Genomic DNA, 18,992 nt, shown 5'->3' on the forward strand with positions numbered 1-18,992 from the left:
AAAATACTAATTACGCTTTCGCGAAAGCACATACAACAATGTATCTATTAGAAGAAAAAATATGGTTTTGGTTATTACTGGTAATCCCAGCAGTAATAATTTTGTTTCTAGCCGTTGTTTTTTGGCAACGTACAGCACAAAAACGTTTTGCAGACAGCGCTTTACTTAAAAAACTAAGTCCAGAACGTTCACTGTTCAAACCTACACTTAAAATTCTCGTTATAAGCCTTGCTTTATTTTGTCTCGTTGTTGCACTAGTTAACCCTAAAATGGGTACAAAACTAGAAACTGTAAAGCGAGAAGGTGTTGATCTTGTTTTCGCCATCGATGTTTCAAAAAGTATGCTCGCTGAAGATATTGCTCCTAATCGTATGGAAAAATCTAAGCAGTTAGTGACACAAATCATAAACAATTTAGGAAGCGATCGTATAGGTATCATTGCCTATGCTGGGAGTGCTTATCCTCAATTACCTATTACAACAGATTATAGCAGTGCTAAACTGTTTTTAAGTCAGATGAATACCAATATGCTTTCTAGTCAAGGAACAGCCATTAGTGAGGCCATCGAGCTTGCTAAAACGTATTATAATGACGAAGAGCAAACCAATAGAGTTCTTTTTATTGTTTCAGATGGGGAAGATCATATAGGAGAATCATCAAATATTGCAGAACAAGCAAATCAAGAAGGGATTCGCATTTTTACAATAGGTGTAGGAGAGACTACTGGAGGTCCTATCCCTTTAAAACGTAATGGTGTTATACAATCCTATAAAAAGAATCAAAACGGAGAAACCGTTATCACAAAACTGGACGAACAAACATTACAAGATATTGCCTCAGAAGCCAATGGTGAATATATTTATGGAAAGAACACATCAGATGTAACCGAGAAGGTAAAAGAAATCCTTAATGGAATGAATAAAAAAGAATTTGAAGCAAAGCAATTTGCAGATTTTAAAGATCAATTCCAATGGTTTTTAGGTGCTGGATTACTGCTTCTCTTCTTAGATGTCTTTTTGTTAGATCGCAAAACGAGTTGGCTAAAAAAATTAAATTTATTTAATGAAAACTAAAAGAACGTCATGAAACACTTTCTTTACATATATGTTATATGCTTTTCTCTGACAATAAGTGCTCAGAGCAAAAAACAAGCACCTATAAATCCGTATGCAGATACAGCAAGAGAGCTTGTGTTAGATGGTAATGAGCATCTCACTGATAACGCTTTCGCGAAAGCGGAAGTAGCCTACAGAGAAGCAATATCTTTAGACCCTACAAGTGTTCCTGCAAAATACAATGCAGGAAACAACTATTATCGTAATGAGAAGTATGAAGAAAGCATGGCTTCTTTAGTAAAAGCTTCTGAAGTTGCACAAACTAAAAAAGAAAAGCATAAAGCCTTTCATAATTTAGGAAATGCACTCTACCAACAAGAAAATTGGGAAGGCGCCGTCGAAGCATATAAAAATGCACTGCGCAATGATCCTACTGATGAAGAGACGCGTTATAATCTCATGCTAGCCAAAAAAGAAAAAGACAAAAACGGTGGCGGCGGTGGCGGTGGCGACGATGAAAATGAAAATCAAGATAAAGATCAAAATCAAGATAAGGATAAAAACGAAAAAGATAAAGACGGCGAAGGAGACGAAAAAGAGAGTGACGAAGGCGAAAAGAAAGAGACTGATGATGAAGGTGAAGAAAAAGAAGATAAAGGAGATCAGAAAGAAGATGAAAATGGAAAACCTGAGGATAAAGAAAAAGAAGAATCTAGCGATAAAGGAGACGAAAAGAAAGAAAAACCTAAGCAGCAAGCTCCGCAACCAGGACAATTATCTCCTCAGCAGGTACGTAGCCTCTTAGAAGCAATGCGTAATGAAGAACAAAAAACGCAAGAAAAAATAAATGCTAGAAAACAAAAAGGAGCAAAAGTAAAAACCGAGAAAGATTGGTAAATTCGTAACATCATTATGAAATTAAAACTGTACATATTCTCTATAATCTTGCTTTCTATAGCAACGGTATCTGCACAGGATGTGTCCTTCAATGCCAAAGTAAATAAGAAAAAGCTAGGTGTTAATGAACGATTACGTATTGACTTTGAAGTAAATCAAGATGGAGATAATTTTAAAAGACCTGATTTTAAAGGCTTCAAAGTATTTTCAGGACCTAATCAATCAGTAAGTAGAAGTTGGGTAAATGGAAAAGGAACGTATTCTAAAACCTTTAGTTACATTCTTATTCCTACAAAAAGAGGAAAATTTACAATAGAACAAGCAGAAATTACCATTAAAGGTGAGGTGTATAAATCTCCTCCTTTAGAAGTAACAGTAACTGCTGCAGTAGATAAACCAAAAGATGGGAATGACGCTGCCTATATTGCGTCAGAAAAGATCCATTTAGTAGCCGAAGTTTCTAAAAGCAGTCCTTATCTAAACCAAGCATTTACTGTTGTATACAAACTATATGTATCTCCAGAAACGAGTGTGAGTAACTGGAGAGAAATTGATTCTCCAAAATTTTCTGATTTCTGGAGTCAGAATATAGATGAAAAGCAGTTTAAAATATATGAAGGAGAATATCAAGGAGAGCCTTATAGATATGTGATTTTAAGGCGTACTGTTCTATATCCTCAAAAAACAGGAAAGCTTAATATTGAACCATTAAGTCTTAGTGTTTCTGTTGCAGTTCCTACAAATAGACGTGATATTTTTGGTCGTTTTTTAACTCAAAATGCAAACATTACTGTTGCTGCAAAAAATAGAACCGTTAATGTAAAACCATTGCCTTTAGAAGGAAGACCCGATGATTTTACAGGAGCTGTTGGAGAGTTTGATTTTACAGTAAAAACAGATAAGAATTCACTGGATGCATCTGAAGCTTTTCAATTAAGTGTAGAAGCAAATGGAAATGGAAATCTAAAACTTTTTGATTTACCAAAACCTAATTTACCTAGTAAGTTGGAGGTTTATGAACCAGAAAACGCAGATAGAGTTCGTACAAATCTAGGTGGAATGAGTGGTCTTAAAAGGAGTACATATACGGTAGTTCCTGCTTATAAAGGAAAATACCCGATCCCTCCTATCTCTTTTAGTTATTTTAACCCTAAGACAGAACGTTACGAACGTAAGACCTCAGATGAAATTGTAATAGAAGTAATGAATGGTCCTGTAGATGCTACTGCAAACATAAATACCTCTACAGCTGCAAGTGGCACAAATAAGCAACAAGTAATTGCAGCAGATAAACAATTTGCATACATAAAATCTACTCCGAATCTTCAATCTATCACAAAGAAGCAATTTTTTAAATCTGGATTATTCTGGACATTATTAGGCGTACCCTTTTTATTCATTCCTATCGCAATGATTGTTCGCAAAAAACGACAAGCATATACTAGCGATGTACAAGGTAATCGTATTAGAAAAGCAGATAAACTTGCACGCAAGTTCTTGAGTGAAGCTAAAAAGAATTTAGGAAGTCAAAAAGAGTTTTATATCGCTATGGAACGTGCACTTCATAATTACCTTAAAGCAAAACTCAATATTCAAACGAGTGAGATGAGTAAAGATCGTATTACGAGATTGCTTAAAGAGCGTGAAGTAGATCAATCAACGACCATCGAATTTATTGGCCTTTTAGAAAGTTGTGAATTTGCTAGATATACACCTTCTAGTAATGTAGCTATGCAACAGGATTATGATAAGGCTGTACGTGTAATATCAACCATGGATAAACAGTTATAAGATGACAAAAATTTCAAAATTCTTTCTTGTTGTCGTAACTTTCCTTTTAAGTTGCACAACCTATGCACAACAAACAGATCTCTTATTTAAAGCTGGTAATGATCATTATGCACAAGGGAGATTTCAAGAAGCTATTGATGCTTACAAAAGAATATTAGATCAAAACGTCGAGTCTGCCGAACTTTATTACAATCTCGCAAATGCACATTATAAATTGAACAATGTGGCGCCTACGGTATATTATTATGAAAAAGCGCTACAACTTGCTCCAGCAGATCCAGATATACGCAATAATGCCGCTTTTGCAGAAAACATGAAAATAGACGCTATAGAAACCCTTCCCGTAAACACATTACAGGAATGGACAAATAGTGCCATAAGCTTGTTTACTATAGATGGATGGGCAAAAGCCGCTGTGATATGTGTGATTCTTTTTGTACTCTTCTTTTTAGGGTATTATTTTGCATATAATACCACAAAAAAACGTGCATTTTTCATTTCGTCTCTCGTCGTATTGATTTTAGCTATTATAAGTGTGAGTTTTGCATATACCGCTTTCGCGAAAGCGGAACAAGACAACCCTGCTATTGTATTCACATCTGAAGTAGAAGTAAAAAGCGAACCTAACTTATCAAGCACCCAAGCCTTCAAACTCCATGAAGGAACCAAAGTGTTTGTTTTAGAGGAAGTTAATGAATGGAATAAAATCAAACTTATTGATGGTAAAACGGGTTGGATTCCTAAAGGAGATATCAAATTATTAAACAATTTTTAAAATCCCTTAACTAAACTTACCATAAATTTCTTTAACTTAGTTTTTTTGAAAAGTATCGCTATCATATCGCTTTCTTGCATGTTGTCTCTTTCTATTTTGGGGCCCTCTTTTTTGATGCTTATAGATAGCCATTGTGATATTGAAATTGCATTAGATTTTGGTGAAGAAGAAAGTAAAAAAGATGCAAAAAAAGAACTTGATGAAAAAGACGCTTTCTTTCAATTATATACGACTCCTGTAATTGAAAAAAAATGCCGTCAAATATCTCAAAACAATCATATATTACATCAGTATAGAAATCATATTATTGATGTACAATCACCTCCTCCAAAGTATAGTCTTTATATTTAAATCTGTATACGCTCTATAAAATTATAAGGAATAGAAGTACCATTCATAGATTCCTTTTTGAGTAAGATACCCATTACTATTTTAAACTAAACAAGCTATGTGGTTTTTAGCATAGCATTATATTTATTACCATGTTCAAATATTTAAAGAACGATCTACCCGCTAGTATCGTTGTATTTTTTGTAGCACTTCCGTTATGTTTAGGAATTGCTCTTGCCAGTGGCGCCCCTCTCTTTTCTGGTCTTATTGCAGGTATTATTGGAGGTATTGTTGTAGGCGCATTAAGTGGATCTCAAATAGGAGTAAGTGGTCCTGCTGCAGGTCTAGCTGCTATTGTACTAGCTGCCATTGATCAATTAGGGTTTCAAATATTTCTTTCAGCTGTTGTGATTGGTGGAGTGATCCAAGTACTCTTTGGAATAGCTAAATTAGGAATTATAGGGTATTATTTCCCAAGCTCTGTAATACGAGGAATGCTTACAGGAATTGGAATTATTATTATATTAAAACAAATTCCTCATTTCCTTGGAAAAGATGATGATCCAGAAGGAGACTTCGCTTTTTTTCAAATAGATGGAGAAAACACGTTTACTGAAATCATAAATGCTATTGGAGATCCTAGTCTTGGTCCCACTTTAATAGGTTTGATTTCTTTAGCAATACTTATATTATGGAGTAATGTTCTTTCTAAAAAATCAAAAATATTTCAATTAGTTCAAGGACCATTGGTCGTTGTTGTTGTTGGAATTATTTATCATTTATTAACTCAGGGAACTGATTTTGGGATTTCTCAACAACATTTGGTTTCTCTTAGTGAGGATAGAAATACCGATAATTTATTAACACAATTTGTAACACCTGACTGGAGTCAAGCATTAACAACTCCTGTTCTGATTACGGCTTTTACAATTGCATTGGTAGCAAGTTTAGAAACCTTATTGTGTGTAGAAGCGACTGATAAGCTGGATCCAGACAAGCGTGTTACTCCTACAAATCGTGAGTTATTAGCACAAGGAGCTGGAAATATTATTTCAGGATTTATAGGAGGATTGCCAATTACTCAGGTAATTGTACGTTCATCTGCCAATATTCAATCGGGTGGAAAGACAAAATCATCGGCCATTATTCATGGTTTTCTATTAATTGCATCTGTAGCAGCTATCCCGTTTTTATTACAAATGATTCCGCTCTCTGTTCTAGCTGCCGTACTATTTATTGTAGGATATAAACTAGCGAAACCTTCAACGTTTAAAGCTATGTATAATGGAGGTTGGACACAGTTTGTTCCATTTATCGTTACTGTTTTAGGAATTGTTCTTACAGATTTACTAAAAGGATTAGCTTTAGGATTAATTGTAGGTGTTATTATTGTGCTGTATAAGAGTTATAAAAACTCCCATTTCTTACATAAAGAAAATGATGATCCTACAGATGGAAAAGTAAAAATGACACTTGCTGAAGAAGTAACCTTTTTTAATAAAGGTTCTATTTTAAAAGAGTTAGACGCATTGCCAGAAAATTCATTCTTAGAGCTTGATGTTAGAAAAACACGTTATTTAGACCCAGATATTATTGAAATACTTGAAGATTTTGCTCATAAAGCAAAACAACGTAATATAGATATCAAACTCGTTTCAGAACGTGGCATTGTAGAAAACCCACCTAGTTACATTGAATTTTTTAAACTTAGACCTAAAACATCATAACTATGAAAGCATTAAATAAAGATACACAAGCAGCTATTACACCAGCTGATTCATTACAAAGATTAAAAGATGGTAATGCAAGATTTACTTCTACATCACAAGCGCAACGTAACCTTCTAGAACAAGTAAGTGATACTTCAGGGGGTCAGTGGCCACATGCGGTTGTTTTAAGTTGTATAGATTCTCGTGTTCCCGTAGAAACTATTTTTGATCAAGGTATCGGAGATATTTTTAGTGCACGAGTTGCAGGTAATGTTGTAAGTCCTCATATTACAGCAAGTATAGAATATGGCTGTAAAGTTGCTGGATCAAGAGTTGTTGTTATACTGGGCCATACAGGCTGTGGAGCTGTAAAAACTGCCATTCAGGATGCAAATGCTGTAAGTCCATTACAACTAGGCAGTATCAGATCATTATTAGATAATATTAAGCCTTCAGTACATGCTGTACAAACGCCAGATACGATTAGTGAGCGCACGTATGAGAATAAAGAATTTTTTGATGCTGTTGTATACAAAAATGTAGCGCTTACAATAGAAAATCTCAAAAATGACTCTCCTGTTTTAAAAGAAATGGAAGAGAATAAAGAGATAAAAATTGTAGGTGCCGTATACAGTGTAGGCGATGGAAAAGTTACTTTTATGGACTAATCACATAAAATGTAGTATTTTTAGAAGGCTGATTATTTTATATTTAAAAGATCAGCCTTTTATTTTTAGTTCTTTATCTAATTAACCATAATCAATAATTCAGTGAAAGATTTTTTTAAACATTTAAAAGGAGATGCATTTGGCGGAATCACCGCTGGTATTGTTGCCTTGCCTTTAGCATTAGCTTTTGGAGTATCATCAGGTTTAGGTCCAAGCGCTGGACTATATGGAGCTATTTTTATTGCTTTTTTTGCAGCACTTTTTGGGGGTACATCGACACAAATATCTGGCCCCACGGCTCCAATGACAGCCGTAAGTATGGTTGTGATAGCAAGTATTGTATCTACAAATGATGGAGATGCTTCTAAAGCATTACCTATTATCCTAACTGTTTTTCTTTTAGCAGGACTCATACAAATAGGATTAGGTCTTTTGGGAATTGGGAAATATATTAAATATATCCCCTACCCTGTTGTGTCAGGTTTTATGACTGCTATTGGGGTTATGATCATTATCACACAAATTTTACCTGCTTTAGGCTATTATCCTAAAGAAGATACAGCTTATGTAGACACCTTTAAACCACAAGCAAACGAAGTCATACTAGATAATATTCTGAAAGAAGAAAAAGGGGAAGCAATTCTTTCTATTAATGATTTTGAAGAATCTATTAAAACAGCTAAAAGTATAACTCCAGACCAAATTAACACAGAAGCCAAAACACTTGCCGCTTCAAATGCTTCTGGAGTAATTGGTGCTGTAAAGTTAATGCCTAAAGCTTTAAAAAACATTAATTTCTTGGAACTCATTCTGGCGTTAGCAACTATTCTAATTATTTATGGTTTTAAAAGGATCACAAAAGCAGTCCCTAGCACTTTAGTCGCATTAGTTGTGGTTTCTGGTATCGCTTATTTTGCAAAACTAAATTACATTTCTATTCAAGAAATTCCTTTTGGTTTTCCTACACCTAATACTGAAATCTTTACCAGTTTTAGCTTAAGTGCAATTACGCCTTATATTCTAGCCTCTGTCTCCTTAGCTTTTTTAGGAACTATAGATTCTCTGCTTACTTCTGTAATCGCAGATAACATGACCAAAACGAAACATAAGCCTAATAAAGAATTAGTCGGTCAAGGAATTGGGAATGCTATAGCCTCTATATTTGGAGGGATTCCTGGGGCTGGAGCTACGATACGTACCGTAGTGAATATCAATGCAGGAGGTAAAACAAAGCTTTCTGGAATGATCGCTGCAGTACTTCTGTTGGTTATTCTATTAGCATTAGGTCCTGTAGCTTCAAAAATACCAGCAGCTGTTCTTGCAGGAATTTTATTAACGGTAGGAATTGGTGTTATGGATTATAAGGGTCTAAAGGCTATACCTAATCTTCCTAGAGACATCAATTTATTTGGATTAAAACTAAGCTCCGAAGTGCTTATTATGCTTATTGTTTTAATTCTTTCTGTTTTTTGGAATTTGATTAATGCTGTAGGTATCGGACTTGTTCTTTCTTCATTAATGTTTATGAAAAAGATGGGAGACTTTACAGCGAGACAGTCTAAAGTTTTAAATTATATAGATACCCGAGAAAATGAAATTCTGTGGAGTGACGAGGCCTCTTTCCCAGAAACATTAAAAGAAGAAATCTTTATAAAGCACCTAAGTGGGCCGTTGTTTTTTGGATATACCAATGAGTTTCAAGAATTATCAGAACAAATATCTGATACCGCTTCTCATGTAATTTTACGTATGGATAAAGTCCCTTATATGGATCAGTCTGGAGTTTATGCCGTAGAAGATACGGTACTAGCATTACAATTACGAGAGATTAGTGTTTATATTGTTGGTGTTCAAAAGCAACCACTATTTATGATGGAACGTATTGATATTGTTCCAGATTTAATTCCAAAGGAGTATATCTTTAAAACGTTTGATGAGTGTATGAATCACTTACAAACTTTTGTAAAAGATAAAAATTAATGAGTATACGCTTTAACGCTTCGATTTCGCGAAAGCGTACTTAATAACATTTAAAAAGGGGAATCTATTCAGATTCCTCTTCTTCTTTTTTGTCTGGATTGTATATATTTTCTTCTTTGGCTTTTGCTAGAATAGACGGAAGAATAAGTGGCGCAACAGATTTTACAGGGGTAAAAAGAACAGACTCTTCCATAGCTTCTTCGCTTACAAAACCAATACGATCATTTGCCGCATTTAAAAACATAATAACCACACTTAGTAAAAAAGCAAACTTAAGTACAGAAAAAACAGCACCCGCAAGTTTATTGACAATACCAAGCATCGCAAAATCTGCTATTTTGGTAAGCAGTTTTCCAGCCATAGAAATGGCTACAACAATAATAACAAATGTAATAGCAAAAGCTGTAAGGTTAATCACTTGTTCACTCCAAGATGTCTTTTCTGCTAGCCAGTCTCCCACAAAATGAGAGAAATAAATAGCACCAAAAATACCCGCTATAAGCCCAATTAACGACGCTAACTCTACAAACAAGCCTTTTTTATAGCCTTGTATAGCGCCCAAAATGAGAATAATCCCAAAAACAATATCGATCGTATTCATATCATAAATATAGTAATTTAACCTATGTAAAGTTATCTTTGCTATTATCTATGGCAAGAGACACACAATTAAAAGAACGATGGGAAACTGTTGTAGAACTTCTTTCAGAACGTTTTGCAGATGGAGACACATTAGATCTTGATAGTATTATATATTTAATAGGTATTCAAGAATTAGGGCAGTTAAATACTACCTTTAAAAAAGATGATAAGGTCAATTTAATGCATATTGCGATATGTAGATTATTGGAACCTTTTGGGTATTATCAGTTTGATTTTGAAGATCCTGATGGATGGCCTCACTATAAGATTATCGAACCTTTACCTCCCCTAAAGGCTGGAGAACAACAAATCTTAATGAAAGAAGCTATTGTCCAATATTTTATGGAAAAAGAGCTCATCTCTTAAACATACCATGGGTTTAGATTATACAGATGGTTGCGTAAATTTTAGAGATGTTGGTGTTTTTATCCATCTAATTTCTGGAAAACAGGTACTCCCTGAAAATCGTATTTATAGAGGAGGCAGTATCGATTATATAAAAGATCATAAGGAAATTGAGCACGTAAAATCAATTATTAATCTTAGAAATGGCCCAGATCCTGATTACTTTGACATAGATTATCTACACTTCCCTATGTCAAACAAAATTGAAAAATACGATACTACACAAAGAGAAGTTCGTACTTGGTTAAATAAGATTATAGGCACTTTTGAAAAACCAGCTTTACGCTTTCCTATACTCATACATTGTCTTTCTGGAAAAGATAGAACAGGTATTGTTATAGCAGCAATACTTCTTATTCTAGGAATTGATAAAAAGGTAATTATAGAAGAATATTTACTAAGTGATGGAGATGTGGATAAGGATCTTATCTCAATGTCTATAGAAGGAATGAAAAATATAGATGACTATTTTAACAGAGTAGATCTCACAAAAGTTAAAGAACAGCTTCTTAAAAACGAATAGTAAAAATAGTAATACACTAAAACACACTATTATTTGTTGGAATTTATTTCTACTTGAGGGACTTTATTCTAGATAATGAAGTGTCTTCATTGAGAGATGAGAATAAACAAGTTCTTAGAAATAAAGGTGTATTTTAGTATACAGTTTAGATCTTATCTACCAAGGAATACATTCTCCTGACATGCATGTTCCTGGGCAATGTTTACCTCCTCTGTAACAGTTTGATCCGTTTGGTCCACTACATGGATATGGTACATAACCTCCACTTACCGCTTTTTGATCTTTTGAGCTAATCTCCTTAGCTCCCTGGAATTCTAACATTTTTTTTAACATAATTTAAATTTTTGATTCCTTATAAAGATATATAAAAAAGAAGCTCAATACTGTTAATTTCATTTTTTAACTATTTGTTTTTCAGCTAAAAACAATACTTTAAAGAGTATTCTTTAGAGATCTATTAATACAAAAAGCATGAATCTTTTAGAAAACGATCAATGGTTGTATTTATAATCAAGTACAAAAGAGCAATATTCTTTAGATATAGACCACAAATACCCGTTTTTTACTAAATTTGCACCTCTCGATTTTTAAAGGGATAAAATCATAGCTATGCTAGACAAGATCAAAGAACACATAGAAAAAGTAGAAGCATTTACGGCCTCTACATTAGAAGAGGTAGAAGCATTCAGAATTAAATATTCTGGAAAGAAAGGGTTGGTTAATGATTTTATGGCAGAGTTTCGTAATGTACCTAATGAGCTTAAGAAAGATTATGGACAAGTTGTCAATAAGCTTAAAACTGTAGCTTTAGAAAAAGTAAATACACTTAAGGAAACATTAGAAGATGCAGTCGACGCTTCTACTAATGGAATTAATGACACTTCTAGACCTGGTGAAGCTATAGAGATAGGTGCACGTCATCCTATATCTATTGTAAAAAATCAAATTATCGATATATTTTCTCGTATTGGATTTAATGTATCTGAAGGTCCAGAAATTGAAGATGACTGGCATAACTTTTCTGCGTTAAATTTACCAGAATATCACCCAGCACGTGATATGCAGGATACCTTCTTTATCCAAACAGATCCAGATGTATTATTACGTACACATACCTCATCTGTGCAGGTACGTTACATGGAAAATAACAAACCACCTATCCGTACCATATCTCCAGGACGTGTGTATCGTAATGAAGCAATAAGCGGTCGTTCGCACTGCTTTTTCCATCAAGTAGAAGGATTATATATAGACAAGGATGTTTCTTTTGCTGATTTAAAACAAACGCTTCAATATTTTACCACTGAAATGTTTGGAAAAAGTAAAATTAGATTACGTCCTTCTTACTTTCCGTTTACAGAGCCTAGTGCCGAGGTTGATGTGTATTGGGGTCTGGAAACAGAAACCGATTACAAAATGACCAAAGGAACGGGTTGGTTAGAAATTATGGGTTGTGGAATGGTAGATCCCAACGTACTTGAAAACTGTGGTATTGATAGTAAAGAATATAGTGGTTTTGCTTTTGGTATGGGAATAGACCGTATTGCGCTATTACTTCATCAAATTTCTGATATCCGTATGCTCAGTGAAAACGATATTCGTTTCTTAGAGCAATTTAAAAGTGCTTTATAAGGTTTTGCTTTCGCGAAAGCGTAATAAGAAAGCTTAAAATCTAGAATCAAAAGTCTATAGTTTAAGTGATCATTTTGTCTTATCCTGAAGTTAAAAGTTATGGAAGAATATACTTTTGAAACCGAACGACTTGGTATGCGTCCCACCGCTGTAGAAGATGCTCATTTCATATTCGAGTTACTAAATACTCCTAAATGGCTTCGATACATTGGAGATCGCCAAGTGCATACAGAAGAAGATGCCGTAACCTATATCAAATCAAAAATGCTCCCACAATTTAAGGAAAGGCAGTTTGGAAATTATATAGTCATCAGAAAAGAAGATCATCATAAAATAGGATGCTGTGGTCTATATGATAGAGAAGGATTAGAAGGTATTGATGTGGGTTTTGCTTTTTTACCTTCTTATGAAGGAAAAGGGTATGGGTATGAGAGTACGTCTAAACTTATGGAATATGGAAAAGACGTACATGGAATTACTCACGTAAATGGTATCACTATTAAAGAAAATATAGGCTCACAAAAATTACTAGAAAAATTAGGGCTTAGGTATATAAAAACTATTACACTCCCCAAAGACCCTGACCCTTTATTATTTTATTCTAATTCAACTGACCATGCGTAAAGATATTGAGATTCCTGAAGTAAAAGATGTATACATCGCTGTTGTAAAAGAACTTCACGAAGAGTTTAAAACCGAAGATTGGAATGCCTATATCATTAATGATGGGAATGAACCTCTAGAAATTGTTCTTATTACAGTACAGGGCTATAATGAAACGCAGATGACAACACATATGCGTCACAAAATTGCTGTCTTACCAGCTAAAGGGTTTGCAAAGATTGAGTTTATAGAAGAACGTGTCTTTAAATTAGATAACTTTTACACTGTTACCTATTTCTTGAATAACAAGATGTATGAAAAACGTTGGGAATTTCCTGCAAATAGTATAAAAGACTCAAATATGACTTCTGTTCCTGTAATGAGTAAAAAAGGGGTTTTAGCTAAATAAATAGTTAATCCAATCTATCTGCAAGTTTCTTAAAAACCTTTTTAGGTTCTTTTCCTTTGTATAAAATACTATGTACAGCTTCTATAATAGGAATACGTGCTTTCTTTTCACGTGTATTATTAAGGTCTAAAGCACTCTTTGCTGCATAATACCCTTCTGCAACCATAGACATTTCCATCTGAGCACTCTTTACCGTATATCCTTTTCCAATCATATTCCCAAACATTCTATTTCTACTAAAAACAGAATATCCAGTTACCAATAAATCTCCTAGATAAGCAGAACCATTAATGTCACGCTTCATCTTATGCGCACGTTTTACATACCGTTTAATCTCCCGTATGGCATTACTCATTAAAACGCTTTGGAAATTATCTCCATACCCTAAACCATGCGCAATTCCAGCAGCAATAGCATAAATATTTTTTAAGGTAGCTGCATATTCTATTCCTATAATATCATCACTAGTTGTACACTTTATATAATCACATGAAACATGATCTGCTACTGTTTGCGCAATCTCATTATTTGCACACGCAATAGTTAAATAAGACAATCTCTCAAGTGCTACTTCTTCTGCATGACAAGGTCCAGAAATAACGCCTATATTCTCAAATGGTATATTGTATACATCGTGAAAATGAGCTCCTACAAGCTTACCACTTTCAGGCATAATTCCCTTGATGGCAGAAAATATGATTTTACCCTCTAAAGAAACCTCTAAATTTTTAAGTTCCCCACCTACAAAAGCAGACGGTACCGCAAAAATGAGGATGTCTGCATGCTTTACAATCTCATTAATATCATTACTTAATAATAACTGATTAGGATCAAACTCTACAGCGCTTAAATAACTAGGGTTATGCTGTTCTCTTTTTAAGTGCTCTATAGCATATAAACTACGCATATACCATCCTACTTGGTCTAAATTTTCGCAAAGCATTTTTACGATAGCTGTTGCCCAACTTCCACCACCAATTACCCCAAATGTTGGTTTTTCTTTCACACGTTTAAATTTTAATGATCACTTAATAATGTATTCATGCTTTTTGTAAAAATAAGACATTTTTTATCATTATACCTATAGGATTGGAGTTGAGTGCGCTTTCGCGAAAGCATAAAAATAAATACTAAATATCTTATTGTCAATTACTTATATTTTTGGCACGCCATTTGGTTTTATATAAGCAAATCAAAAAACAGCAAGATTATGAAGACGATCAAACTCCTTTCGGCATTTGCACTAGTGGCAACTTTATGTACTTCATGTTATACAGAAGTAATTATTGAAGAAGATATTGTAGTAGTAGACGCACCTGTTATTACATTAAATGATGTATTGAATGATTATGAAATCTGGTATGTAGATATTAATCGTTCATCGGGTAATACGGTGATTCCTTTTTTAAAGAAAGCGTTTACGATCTCTTTTAGAAACGGAAATATCTTTGCAAATAATAATCTTTCTGGCATTGGAAATAATGGTGGTGGTTTTGGAATAGATGTAGGGTATTATGATACTATTAATTTTGAATTAGATGCCTTTCATGACCTAGATGGGTCGTATAGCTTTGATGTGCGCCAGCTGTCTGTAAATGAAATAGAATTATATCATCCTAATACTGGAGCTAGTTATATTCTAGAAGGATACCAAAGAAGTACGTTCGATTACGACCTTGTATTTTATGAGAACATCCATTACTTCTTACAAGAGTTTGAAGCTTGGGAGAAAACCTATACAAGTGATGAAGGAACTATCAATCCATTTGATAATGAAAACTTCCTTCAATTCCTTCCAGCTGGACAAAGTGGTAATTTTAGGAGTTCAGAAGATGTAAATGGCACGGCTATTGATACTATATTTTGGGATTATGACGGTATTTATGATGTAGATGATGTTCCTGGGAATTTGTATCAAAAAACTTTAACATTAGATTATAACTTTCCAGACAATGAATTTTTTGAACTGATCGTTATAGATGACGAAACCATAGAGTTGTTCCAGATAAGTACAGGAACCACTTATGAATTCAAAGGAAGAGGATACATAGAGTATAAAATTTCTAGAGAAAATAAAGATAAAAATGCTCCTAAGTATAGAAAGAAAACTGAGGACATTAAAAAAGACATACAAGCGCTTAAAACAAAAAAGCTTCAAAAGCTAACAGCGCTATAAAAATTTTGGTTGGTTATTTAGTTTGAAACCGCTCACCTAGTGTTAATTTATAGTGTGGGCGGTTTCTTTTTGTGTAAAATATTATTCACAACAAATAATAGAAACAGTACTGTTTATCCGTAATGTTTTAACATTTTTTCCATAGGTTTAATAAGTTTTTGTGTATTATATCGAATAATTATGTTTTTTGTCGATTATGTGGTTCTTAATTTTTAGATTTAGCCCGATTAACCCCAAATCAATATAATTATGAAGAAAATTACCTTGCAACTATTTGCATTAGTTACACTGCTAATGCAAAGTTGTTCCCCCGAACAAATTGAAGACGATTCTTTAAACCTTTCATTAGACCCTAATTTTAGGGTTACTGAAGCTATCATTAATGACGTAGTCCAGCACAACAACAGGATCTCCTTACCAGATGGAGGAAATGAACCTTGCTTATCTACAAATCTTATTGCTGGTCAGCATCATATAGCTGGTACTGTTACAGTAGATATAGATGGTAGTGATATTATCATTACGTATACTACAAATGAAGACTGGACCATAGGAGCTACACATTTAAGTATTGGTAATTGTGCTGAACAAACAATTCCTACTACAGGTTCTGGAAACCCTAAAGTAGGGCATTTTGAACATTCTTCAACACATAGTGATGGAACAAATCAAGTTGTTTACATACTCGACACATCTGTTTTAGATGACAACTATTGTTTTGCTGCACACGCAGAAGTTTCTGGTCCTACAGGTGGAGAAACTGCTTGGGCAGAAGGTGAAGAGTTTGAAGGCAATAACTGGGCAATGTACGTAAATGCATTGTTATCAGATTGTGATACTGACGATGGAGGCACTCCTCCAATTATTTTCTAAACAACAAAATGACATTCTACATAAAGGCTAATTATTTTATAATTGGCCTTTATTTTTAATAACTAACTGAGAATAAATCTTTAATCAAGAGCATAATATAAATTAATGACCCTATCGCTAAAAAAGTAGCTACTACTTTTTTAAAGGAAGTCGATTCTTTTCTTGCTTTTATAATTGTATAAATACAAGTCAATCCACAAAAGACACAAACTGTCAGAATTATAATAAATAAGGCTAGCGGTACTTTAGTATCAGTAATTCTTTTTACTCCTTGTAGCAAACTAATCACAAAGAATGATATCAGTGCAAGAATACCAAAGTAATAAGATCGTCTTGAGTATGGGTTTTCTATATCAAGCTTTGGCATTTTTACAATTTTATGACTTATAAAAATTCATTTCGTCAAGATATTGAAACACCTCATAAGGAAGTAGTGGTCGCACATTCTTCTTTTCCTTAATCCCATTACGTATCGCTGTAGACGAGACTTCCATAATAGGAGCTGCTACGCGATGTATTTTAGGGTGATTATCAAACTGAGTCTCTATAATACCTTCAGAAATGCGAGGGTATACATATACCTCATGATTTTCTAGTATTACTTCATAGTTTTTCCACTTATGAAGGCTTTTCAAGTTGTCTTCTCCCATAATAAGACAAAACTCATGGTCTGGATATTTTTCTTCAAGGTGTGCAAGTGTATACACTGTATAATTAGGTTGTGGAAGTGAAAATTCAATCGTACTCGCTTCGATTTTTGGATATTCATCCAATGCCCGCTGTACCATCTGATATCTATGGTTATTATCGAGTAAGCTACTTTTCTTTTTAAAAGGATTATGAGGTGTAATCACCATCCATATTTTATCCAAATCACTATATTCTGCCATGTGATTTGCAATAGCCAGATGTCCTATATGTATAGGATTAAATGTGCCGAAATACAGTCCTATCTTCAAGAGTTATGGGTGTTTAAAAAAGATCTATTTGTATCTTATATGTTTTTTTCAAATCTCAAATCTACTCTTCCTCTTCTTCGTCTCTTCGTAATGGAATTTTAAGAAATTCCTCTACAAGTGTATCTGCTTCTCCTAATGCTTTATCCAAATTATCATTAAGTATAATATGATCAAATTGAGGTGCCGTTGCTAACTCTACAGAGGCTTTTGCAATACGCATATTGATTTTATCTTCACTTTCTGTCTTACGCTTTTTAAGACGTATTTTAAGCTCATCTACACTCGGAGGTTTTACAAAAACAGCAAGGGTACGTTCTGGAAATTTCTTTTTAATACGCAATCCTCCTACCACATCAATATCAAAGATCACATGTTTCCCCATGGCCCAAATACGATGTACTTCTTCTTTAAGTGTTCCGTAAAAATTATCTCTATATACCTCTTCCCACTCTAGGAAATCTTCATCTTTAATATGCTGCTTAAATTCTTTAAGAGAGATAAAGTAATAATCTTTTCCATCTTGCTCTTCTCCTCTCGCTTCACGACTTGTGGCAGAAATACTGAATTCTAAATTGAATTCTTCTTGAGCCAGTAAATGTCGTACAATTGTTGTTTTACCACTTCCAGAAGGAGCTGAAAAAACAATAAGTTTCCCAAAGTGTTTTTTTATTTCTGTCACGTCTTATACTCTTAAAGTACGTTTAGCATTTGTTCCTTTACTTTCTCTAATTCATCTTTCATTTGCACTACCAGTTGTTGCATGGGCGCATAATTAGATTTTGAACCAATAGTATTGATCTCACGACCTATCTCCTGACTAATAAATCCTAATTTCTTTCCATTAGAATTATCAGAATTTAATGCCTCAGTAAAATACGCTAAATGGTTTTTAAGACGTACTTTTTCTTCGGTAATATCATATTTCTCTAAGTAATATATAAGCTCTTGCTCAAAACGATTTTCGTCAAGTTCTACTTTAAGATCTGCTACGGCTCTTTCTAAACGTATTTTTACACTATCTAGACGATCTACATCCATGACAACTACTTTTTCAAGTAACTCTTGTAAATTCTTAATACGCAGCTCGAATTCCCCTTTAAGAGAAGCCCCTTCATCAGACCTGTAGACATTAATTTCTTCAAGTGCTAGATCTAATGTGTCAACAATGCTTTTATATTCGTTTTCGTCCATTTCTTCACGCTCTGTTTTTAAAGCATCAGGAAGACGTACCGCCATTTTTAAAAGCTCTGCAGCATTTGTATCTGCTACATTTCCTAACTGTCGCATATACTCTTTTACGATTCCTTCGTTGACTTTGGTATTTGTATTTTCTCCCGTACTCTCTACATACAATGCAAAATCTACTTTTCCACGTTCTAATGATTTTGCAACACGATTACGCATCGCAAGTTCTTTTTCTCTATAGGTAGATGGAATCCGGGCATTAAGATCTAAACTCTTACTATTAAGAGATTTAACCTCAATGGTAATTTTTTTTCCAGGAAGTTGTAATACACTCTTCCCAAAGCCAGTCATTGATTTTATCATATCAGCAAATATAAGAG

The 18,992-nt window shown here is 34.0% G+C and carries 22 protein-coding genes; 15 read left to right on the forward strand and 7 right to left on the reverse strand.

Annotated features, from left to right (window positions below; all coding sequences use genetic code 11):
* The first annotated feature begins 38 nt into the window (after nucleotides 1–38).
* The 8 genes from Q1A60_RS03420 (at nucleotide 39) to Q1A60_RS03455 (ending at nucleotide 9,205) form a co-directional block, all read left to right on the forward strand.
* The gene (locus Q1A60_RS03420; protein WP_299761419.1) at nucleotides 39–1,073 is read left to right on the forward strand and encodes a VWA domain-containing protein; all 1,035 of its coding nucleotides are present in this window, start codon (nucleotides 39–41) and stop codon (nucleotides 1,071–1,073) included.
* A 9-nt stretch (nucleotides 1,074–1,082) separates the two neighbouring features.
* A complete protein-coding gene (locus Q1A60_RS03425) occupies nucleotides 1,083–1,952 on the forward strand; it encodes a tetratricopeptide repeat protein (RefSeq protein WP_299761422.1) in 870 nt (289 codons plus the stop codon).
* A gap of 15 nt (nucleotides 1,953–1,967) precedes the next feature.
* Nucleotides 1,968–3,743, forward strand: coding sequence for a BatD family protein (locus Q1A60_RS03430; protein ID WP_299761424.1), 1,776 nt, complete (start codon nucleotides 1,968–1,970; stop codon nucleotides 3,741–3,743).
* A 1-nt stretch (nucleotide 3,744) separates the two neighbouring features.
* Nucleotides 3,745–4,518, forward strand: coding sequence for a tetratricopeptide repeat protein (locus tag Q1A60_RS03435; protein WP_299761427.1), 774 nt, complete (start codon nucleotides 3,745–3,747; stop codon nucleotides 4,516–4,518).
* A gap of 45 nt (nucleotides 4,519–4,563) precedes the next feature.
* Nucleotides 4,564–4,869: a hypothetical protein gene (locus Q1A60_RS03440; RefSeq protein ID WP_299761430.1), complete on the forward strand. Its 306-nt coding sequence runs from the start codon at nucleotides 4,564–4,566 to the stop codon at nucleotides 4,867–4,869.
* Between the two features lie 131 nt (nucleotides 4,870–5,000).
* Nucleotides 5,001–6,575, forward strand: coding sequence for a SulP family inorganic anion transporter (locus Q1A60_RS03445; RefSeq protein WP_299761433.1), 1,575 nt, complete (start codon nucleotides 5,001–5,003; stop codon nucleotides 6,573–6,575).
* A gap of 2 nt (nucleotides 6,576–6,577) precedes the next feature.
* Nucleotides 6,578–7,225 carry a carbonic anhydrase family protein gene (locus tag Q1A60_RS03450; protein WP_299761436.1) on the forward strand — a complete coding sequence of 216 codons (648 nt, stop codon included), beginning with the start codon at nucleotides 6,578–6,580 and terminating at the stop codon, nucleotides 7,223–7,225.
* A gap of 102 nt (nucleotides 7,226–7,327) precedes the next feature.
* Complete coding sequence (locus Q1A60_RS03455; protein WP_299761439.1) at nucleotides 7,328–9,205, forward strand: SulP family inorganic anion transporter; 1,878 nt, start codon at nucleotides 7,328–7,330, stop codon at nucleotides 9,203–9,205.
* 64 nt (nucleotides 9,206–9,269) lie between these two features.
* Here Q1A60_RS03455 and Q1A60_RS03460 read toward each other — a convergent pair whose 3' ends face one another.
* Nucleotides 9,270–9,806 carry a CvpA family protein gene (locus Q1A60_RS03460; protein ID WP_299761442.1) on the reverse strand — a complete coding sequence of 179 codons (537 nt, stop codon included), beginning with the start codon at nucleotides 9,804–9,806 and terminating at the stop codon, nucleotides 9,270–9,272.
* 50 nt (nucleotides 9,807–9,856) lie between these two features.
* On the opposite strand from Q1A60_RS03460, the gene Q1A60_RS03465 reads away from it, so the two are divergent.
* Both Q1A60_RS03465 and Q1A60_RS03470 read left to right on the forward strand, forming a co-directional pair.
* A complete protein-coding gene (locus Q1A60_RS03465; protein ID WP_299761445.1) occupies nucleotides 9,857–10,213 on the forward strand; it encodes a hypothetical protein in 357 nt (118 codons plus the stop codon).
* 7 nt (nucleotides 10,214–10,220) lie between these two features.
* On the forward strand, nucleotides 10,221–10,775 hold the full coding sequence (locus Q1A60_RS03470) for a tyrosine-protein phosphatase (protein WP_299761448.1): 555 nt from the start codon (nucleotides 10,221–10,223) through the stop codon (nucleotides 10,773–10,775).
* Between the two features lie 156 nt (nucleotides 10,776–10,931).
* On the opposite strand, the gene Q1A60_RS03475 is transcribed toward Q1A60_RS03470, so the two are convergent.
* Complete coding sequence (locus Q1A60_RS03475; protein ID WP_299761451.1) at nucleotides 10,932–11,096, reverse strand: hypothetical protein; 165 nt, start codon at nucleotides 11,094–11,096, stop codon at nucleotides 10,932–10,934.
* 288 nt (nucleotides 11,097–11,384) lie between these two features.
* On the opposite strand from Q1A60_RS03475, the gene pheS reads away from it, so the two are divergent.
* The 3 genes from pheS to Q1A60_RS03490 all read left to right on the forward strand — a co-directional run bounded on the left by pheS (nucleotide 11,385) and on the right by Q1A60_RS03490 (nucleotide 13,419).
* The gene (gene pheS, locus Q1A60_RS03480) at nucleotides 11,385–12,407 is read left to right on the forward strand and encodes a phenylalanine--tRNA ligase subunit alpha (RefSeq protein ID WP_299761454.1); all 1,023 of its coding nucleotides are present in this window, start codon (nucleotides 11,385–11,387) and stop codon (nucleotides 12,405–12,407) included.
* 99 nt (nucleotides 12,408–12,506) lie between these two features.
* Nucleotides 12,507–13,031: a GNAT family N-acetyltransferase gene (locus tag Q1A60_RS03485; RefSeq protein WP_299761456.1), complete on the forward strand. Its 525-nt coding sequence runs from the start codon at nucleotides 12,507–12,509 to the stop codon at nucleotides 13,029–13,031.
* A complete protein-coding gene (locus tag Q1A60_RS03490) occupies nucleotides 13,024–13,419 on the forward strand; it encodes a hypothetical protein (protein ID WP_299761458.1) in 396 nt (131 codons plus the stop codon). The genes Q1A60_RS03485 and Q1A60_RS03490 overlap by 8 nt, the downstream gene beginning before the upstream one ends.
* A gap of 4 nt (nucleotides 13,420–13,423) precedes the next feature.
* On the opposite strand, the gene Q1A60_RS03495 is transcribed toward Q1A60_RS03490, so the two are convergent.
* Nucleotides 13,424–14,425, reverse strand: a complete 1,002-nt coding sequence (locus Q1A60_RS03495) for an NAD(P)H-dependent glycerol-3-phosphate dehydrogenase (RefSeq protein ID WP_299761460.1) — start codon at nucleotides 14,423–14,425, stop codon at nucleotides 13,424–13,426.
* A gap of 204 nt (nucleotides 14,426–14,629) precedes the next feature.
* Here Q1A60_RS03495 and Q1A60_RS03500 point away from each other — a divergent pair, with 204 nt between their 5' ends.
* Both Q1A60_RS03500 and Q1A60_RS03505 read left to right on the forward strand, forming a co-directional pair.
* Nucleotides 14,630–15,595 carry a nicotinic acid mononucleotide adenyltransferase gene (locus tag Q1A60_RS03500; protein ID WP_299761462.1) on the forward strand — a complete coding sequence of 322 codons (966 nt, stop codon included), beginning with the start codon at nucleotides 14,630–14,632 and terminating at the stop codon, nucleotides 15,593–15,595.
* Nucleotides 15,596–15,844: 249 nt separating this feature from the next.
* Nucleotides 15,845–16,468: a hypothetical protein gene (locus Q1A60_RS03505; RefSeq protein ID WP_299761464.1), complete on the forward strand. Its 624-nt coding sequence runs from the start codon at nucleotides 15,845–15,847 to the stop codon at nucleotides 16,466–16,468.
* A 55-nt stretch (nucleotides 16,469–16,523) separates the two neighbouring features.
* Here Q1A60_RS03505 and Q1A60_RS03510 read toward each other — a convergent pair whose 3' ends face one another.
* The 4 genes from Q1A60_RS03510 to Q1A60_RS03525 all read right to left on the reverse strand — a co-directional run bounded on the left by Q1A60_RS03510 (nucleotide 16,524) and on the right by Q1A60_RS03525 (nucleotide 18,975).
* Entirely contained in the window at nucleotides 16,524–16,835 is a 312-nt protein-coding gene (locus Q1A60_RS03510; protein WP_299761466.1) for a hypothetical protein, read from the reverse strand.
* Nucleotides 16,836–16,845: 10 nt separating this feature from the next.
* The gene (gene nadD, locus Q1A60_RS03515) at nucleotides 16,846–17,427 is read right to left on the reverse strand and encodes a nicotinate (nicotinamide) nucleotide adenylyltransferase (protein ID WP_299761468.1); all 582 of its coding nucleotides are present in this window, start codon (nucleotides 17,425–17,427) and stop codon (nucleotides 16,846–16,848) included.
* Nucleotides 17,428–17,488: 61 nt separating this feature from the next.
* Complete coding sequence (gene gmk / locus Q1A60_RS03520; RefSeq protein WP_299762565.1) at nucleotides 17,489–18,097, reverse strand: guanylate kinase; 609 nt, start codon at nucleotides 18,095–18,097, stop codon at nucleotides 17,489–17,491.
* Between the two features lie 20 nt (nucleotides 18,098–18,117).
* Nucleotides 18,118–18,975 carry a YicC/YloC family endoribonuclease gene (locus tag Q1A60_RS03525; RefSeq protein ID WP_299761470.1) on the reverse strand — a complete coding sequence of 286 codons (858 nt, stop codon included), beginning with the start codon at nucleotides 18,973–18,975 and terminating at the stop codon, nucleotides 18,118–18,120.
* Nucleotides 18,976–18,992 lie beyond the last annotated feature (17 nt).

It is taken from the genome of uncultured Dokdonia sp. (assembly GCF_947492535.1).
In the GTDB taxonomy this organism is placed as follows: domain Bacteria; phylum Bacteroidota; class Bacteroidia; order Flavobacteriales; family Flavobacteriaceae; genus Dokdonia.

Coding starts and splice junctions, on each gene's coding strand:
- Q1A60_RS03420 (WP_299761419.1), top strand. CDS start 39: ATGTATCTATTAGAAGAAAAAATATGGTTTTGGTTATTACTGGTAATC.
- Q1A60_RS03425 (WP_299761422.1), top strand. CDS start 1,083: ATGAAACACTTTCTTTACATATATGTTATATGCTTTTCTCTGACAATA.
- Q1A60_RS03430 (WP_299761424.1), top strand. CDS start 1,968: ATGAAATTAAAACTGTACATATTCTCTATAATCTTGCTTTCTATAGCA.
- Q1A60_RS03435 (WP_299761427.1), top strand. CDS start 3,745: ATGACAAAAATTTCAAAATTCTTTCTTGTTGTCGTAACTTTCCTTTTA.
- Q1A60_RS03445 (WP_299761433.1), top strand. CDS start 5,001: ATGTTCAAATATTTAAAGAACGATCTACCCGCTAGTATCGTTGTATTT.
- Q1A60_RS03450 (WP_299761436.1), top strand. CDS start 6,578: ATGAAAGCATTAAATAAAGATACACAAGCAGCTATTACACCAGCTGAT.
- Q1A60_RS03460 (WP_299761442.1), bottom strand. CDS start 9,806: ATGAATACGATCGATATTGTTTTTGGGATTATTCTCATTTTGGGCGCT.
- Q1A60_RS03465 (WP_299761445.1), top strand. CDS start 9,857: ATGGCAAGAGACACACAATTAAAAGAACGATGGGAAACTGTTGTAGAA.
- Q1A60_RS03470 (WP_299761448.1), top strand. CDS start 10,221: ATGGGTTTAGATTATACAGATGGTTGCGTAAATTTTAGAGATGTTGGT.
- Q1A60_RS03475 (WP_299761451.1), bottom strand. CDS start 11,096: ATGTTAGAATTCCAGGGAGCTAAGGAGATTAGCTCAAAAGATCAAAAA.
- pheS (WP_299761454.1), top strand. CDS start 11,385: ATGCTAGACAAGATCAAAGAACACATAGAAAAAGTAGAAGCATTTACG.
- Q1A60_RS03485 (WP_299761456.1), top strand. CDS start 12,507: ATGGAAGAATATACTTTTGAAACCGAACGACTTGGTATGCGTCCCACC.
- Q1A60_RS03490 (WP_299761458.1), top strand. CDS start 13,024: ATGCGTAAAGATATTGAGATTCCTGAAGTAAAAGATGTATACATCGCT.
- Q1A60_RS03500 (WP_299761462.1), top strand. CDS start 14,630: ATGAAGACGATCAAACTCCTTTCGGCATTTGCACTAGTGGCAACTTTA.
- Q1A60_RS03505 (WP_299761464.1), top strand. CDS start 15,845: ATGAAGAAAATTACCTTGCAACTATTTGCATTAGTTACACTGCTAATG.
- Q1A60_RS03510 (WP_299761466.1), bottom strand. CDS start 16,835: ATGCCAAAGCTTGATATAGAAAACCCATACTCAAGACGATCTTATTAC.
- Q1A60_RS03525 (WP_299761470.1), bottom strand. CDS start 18,975: ATGATAAAATCAATGACTGGCTTTGGGAAGAGTGTATTACAACTTCCT.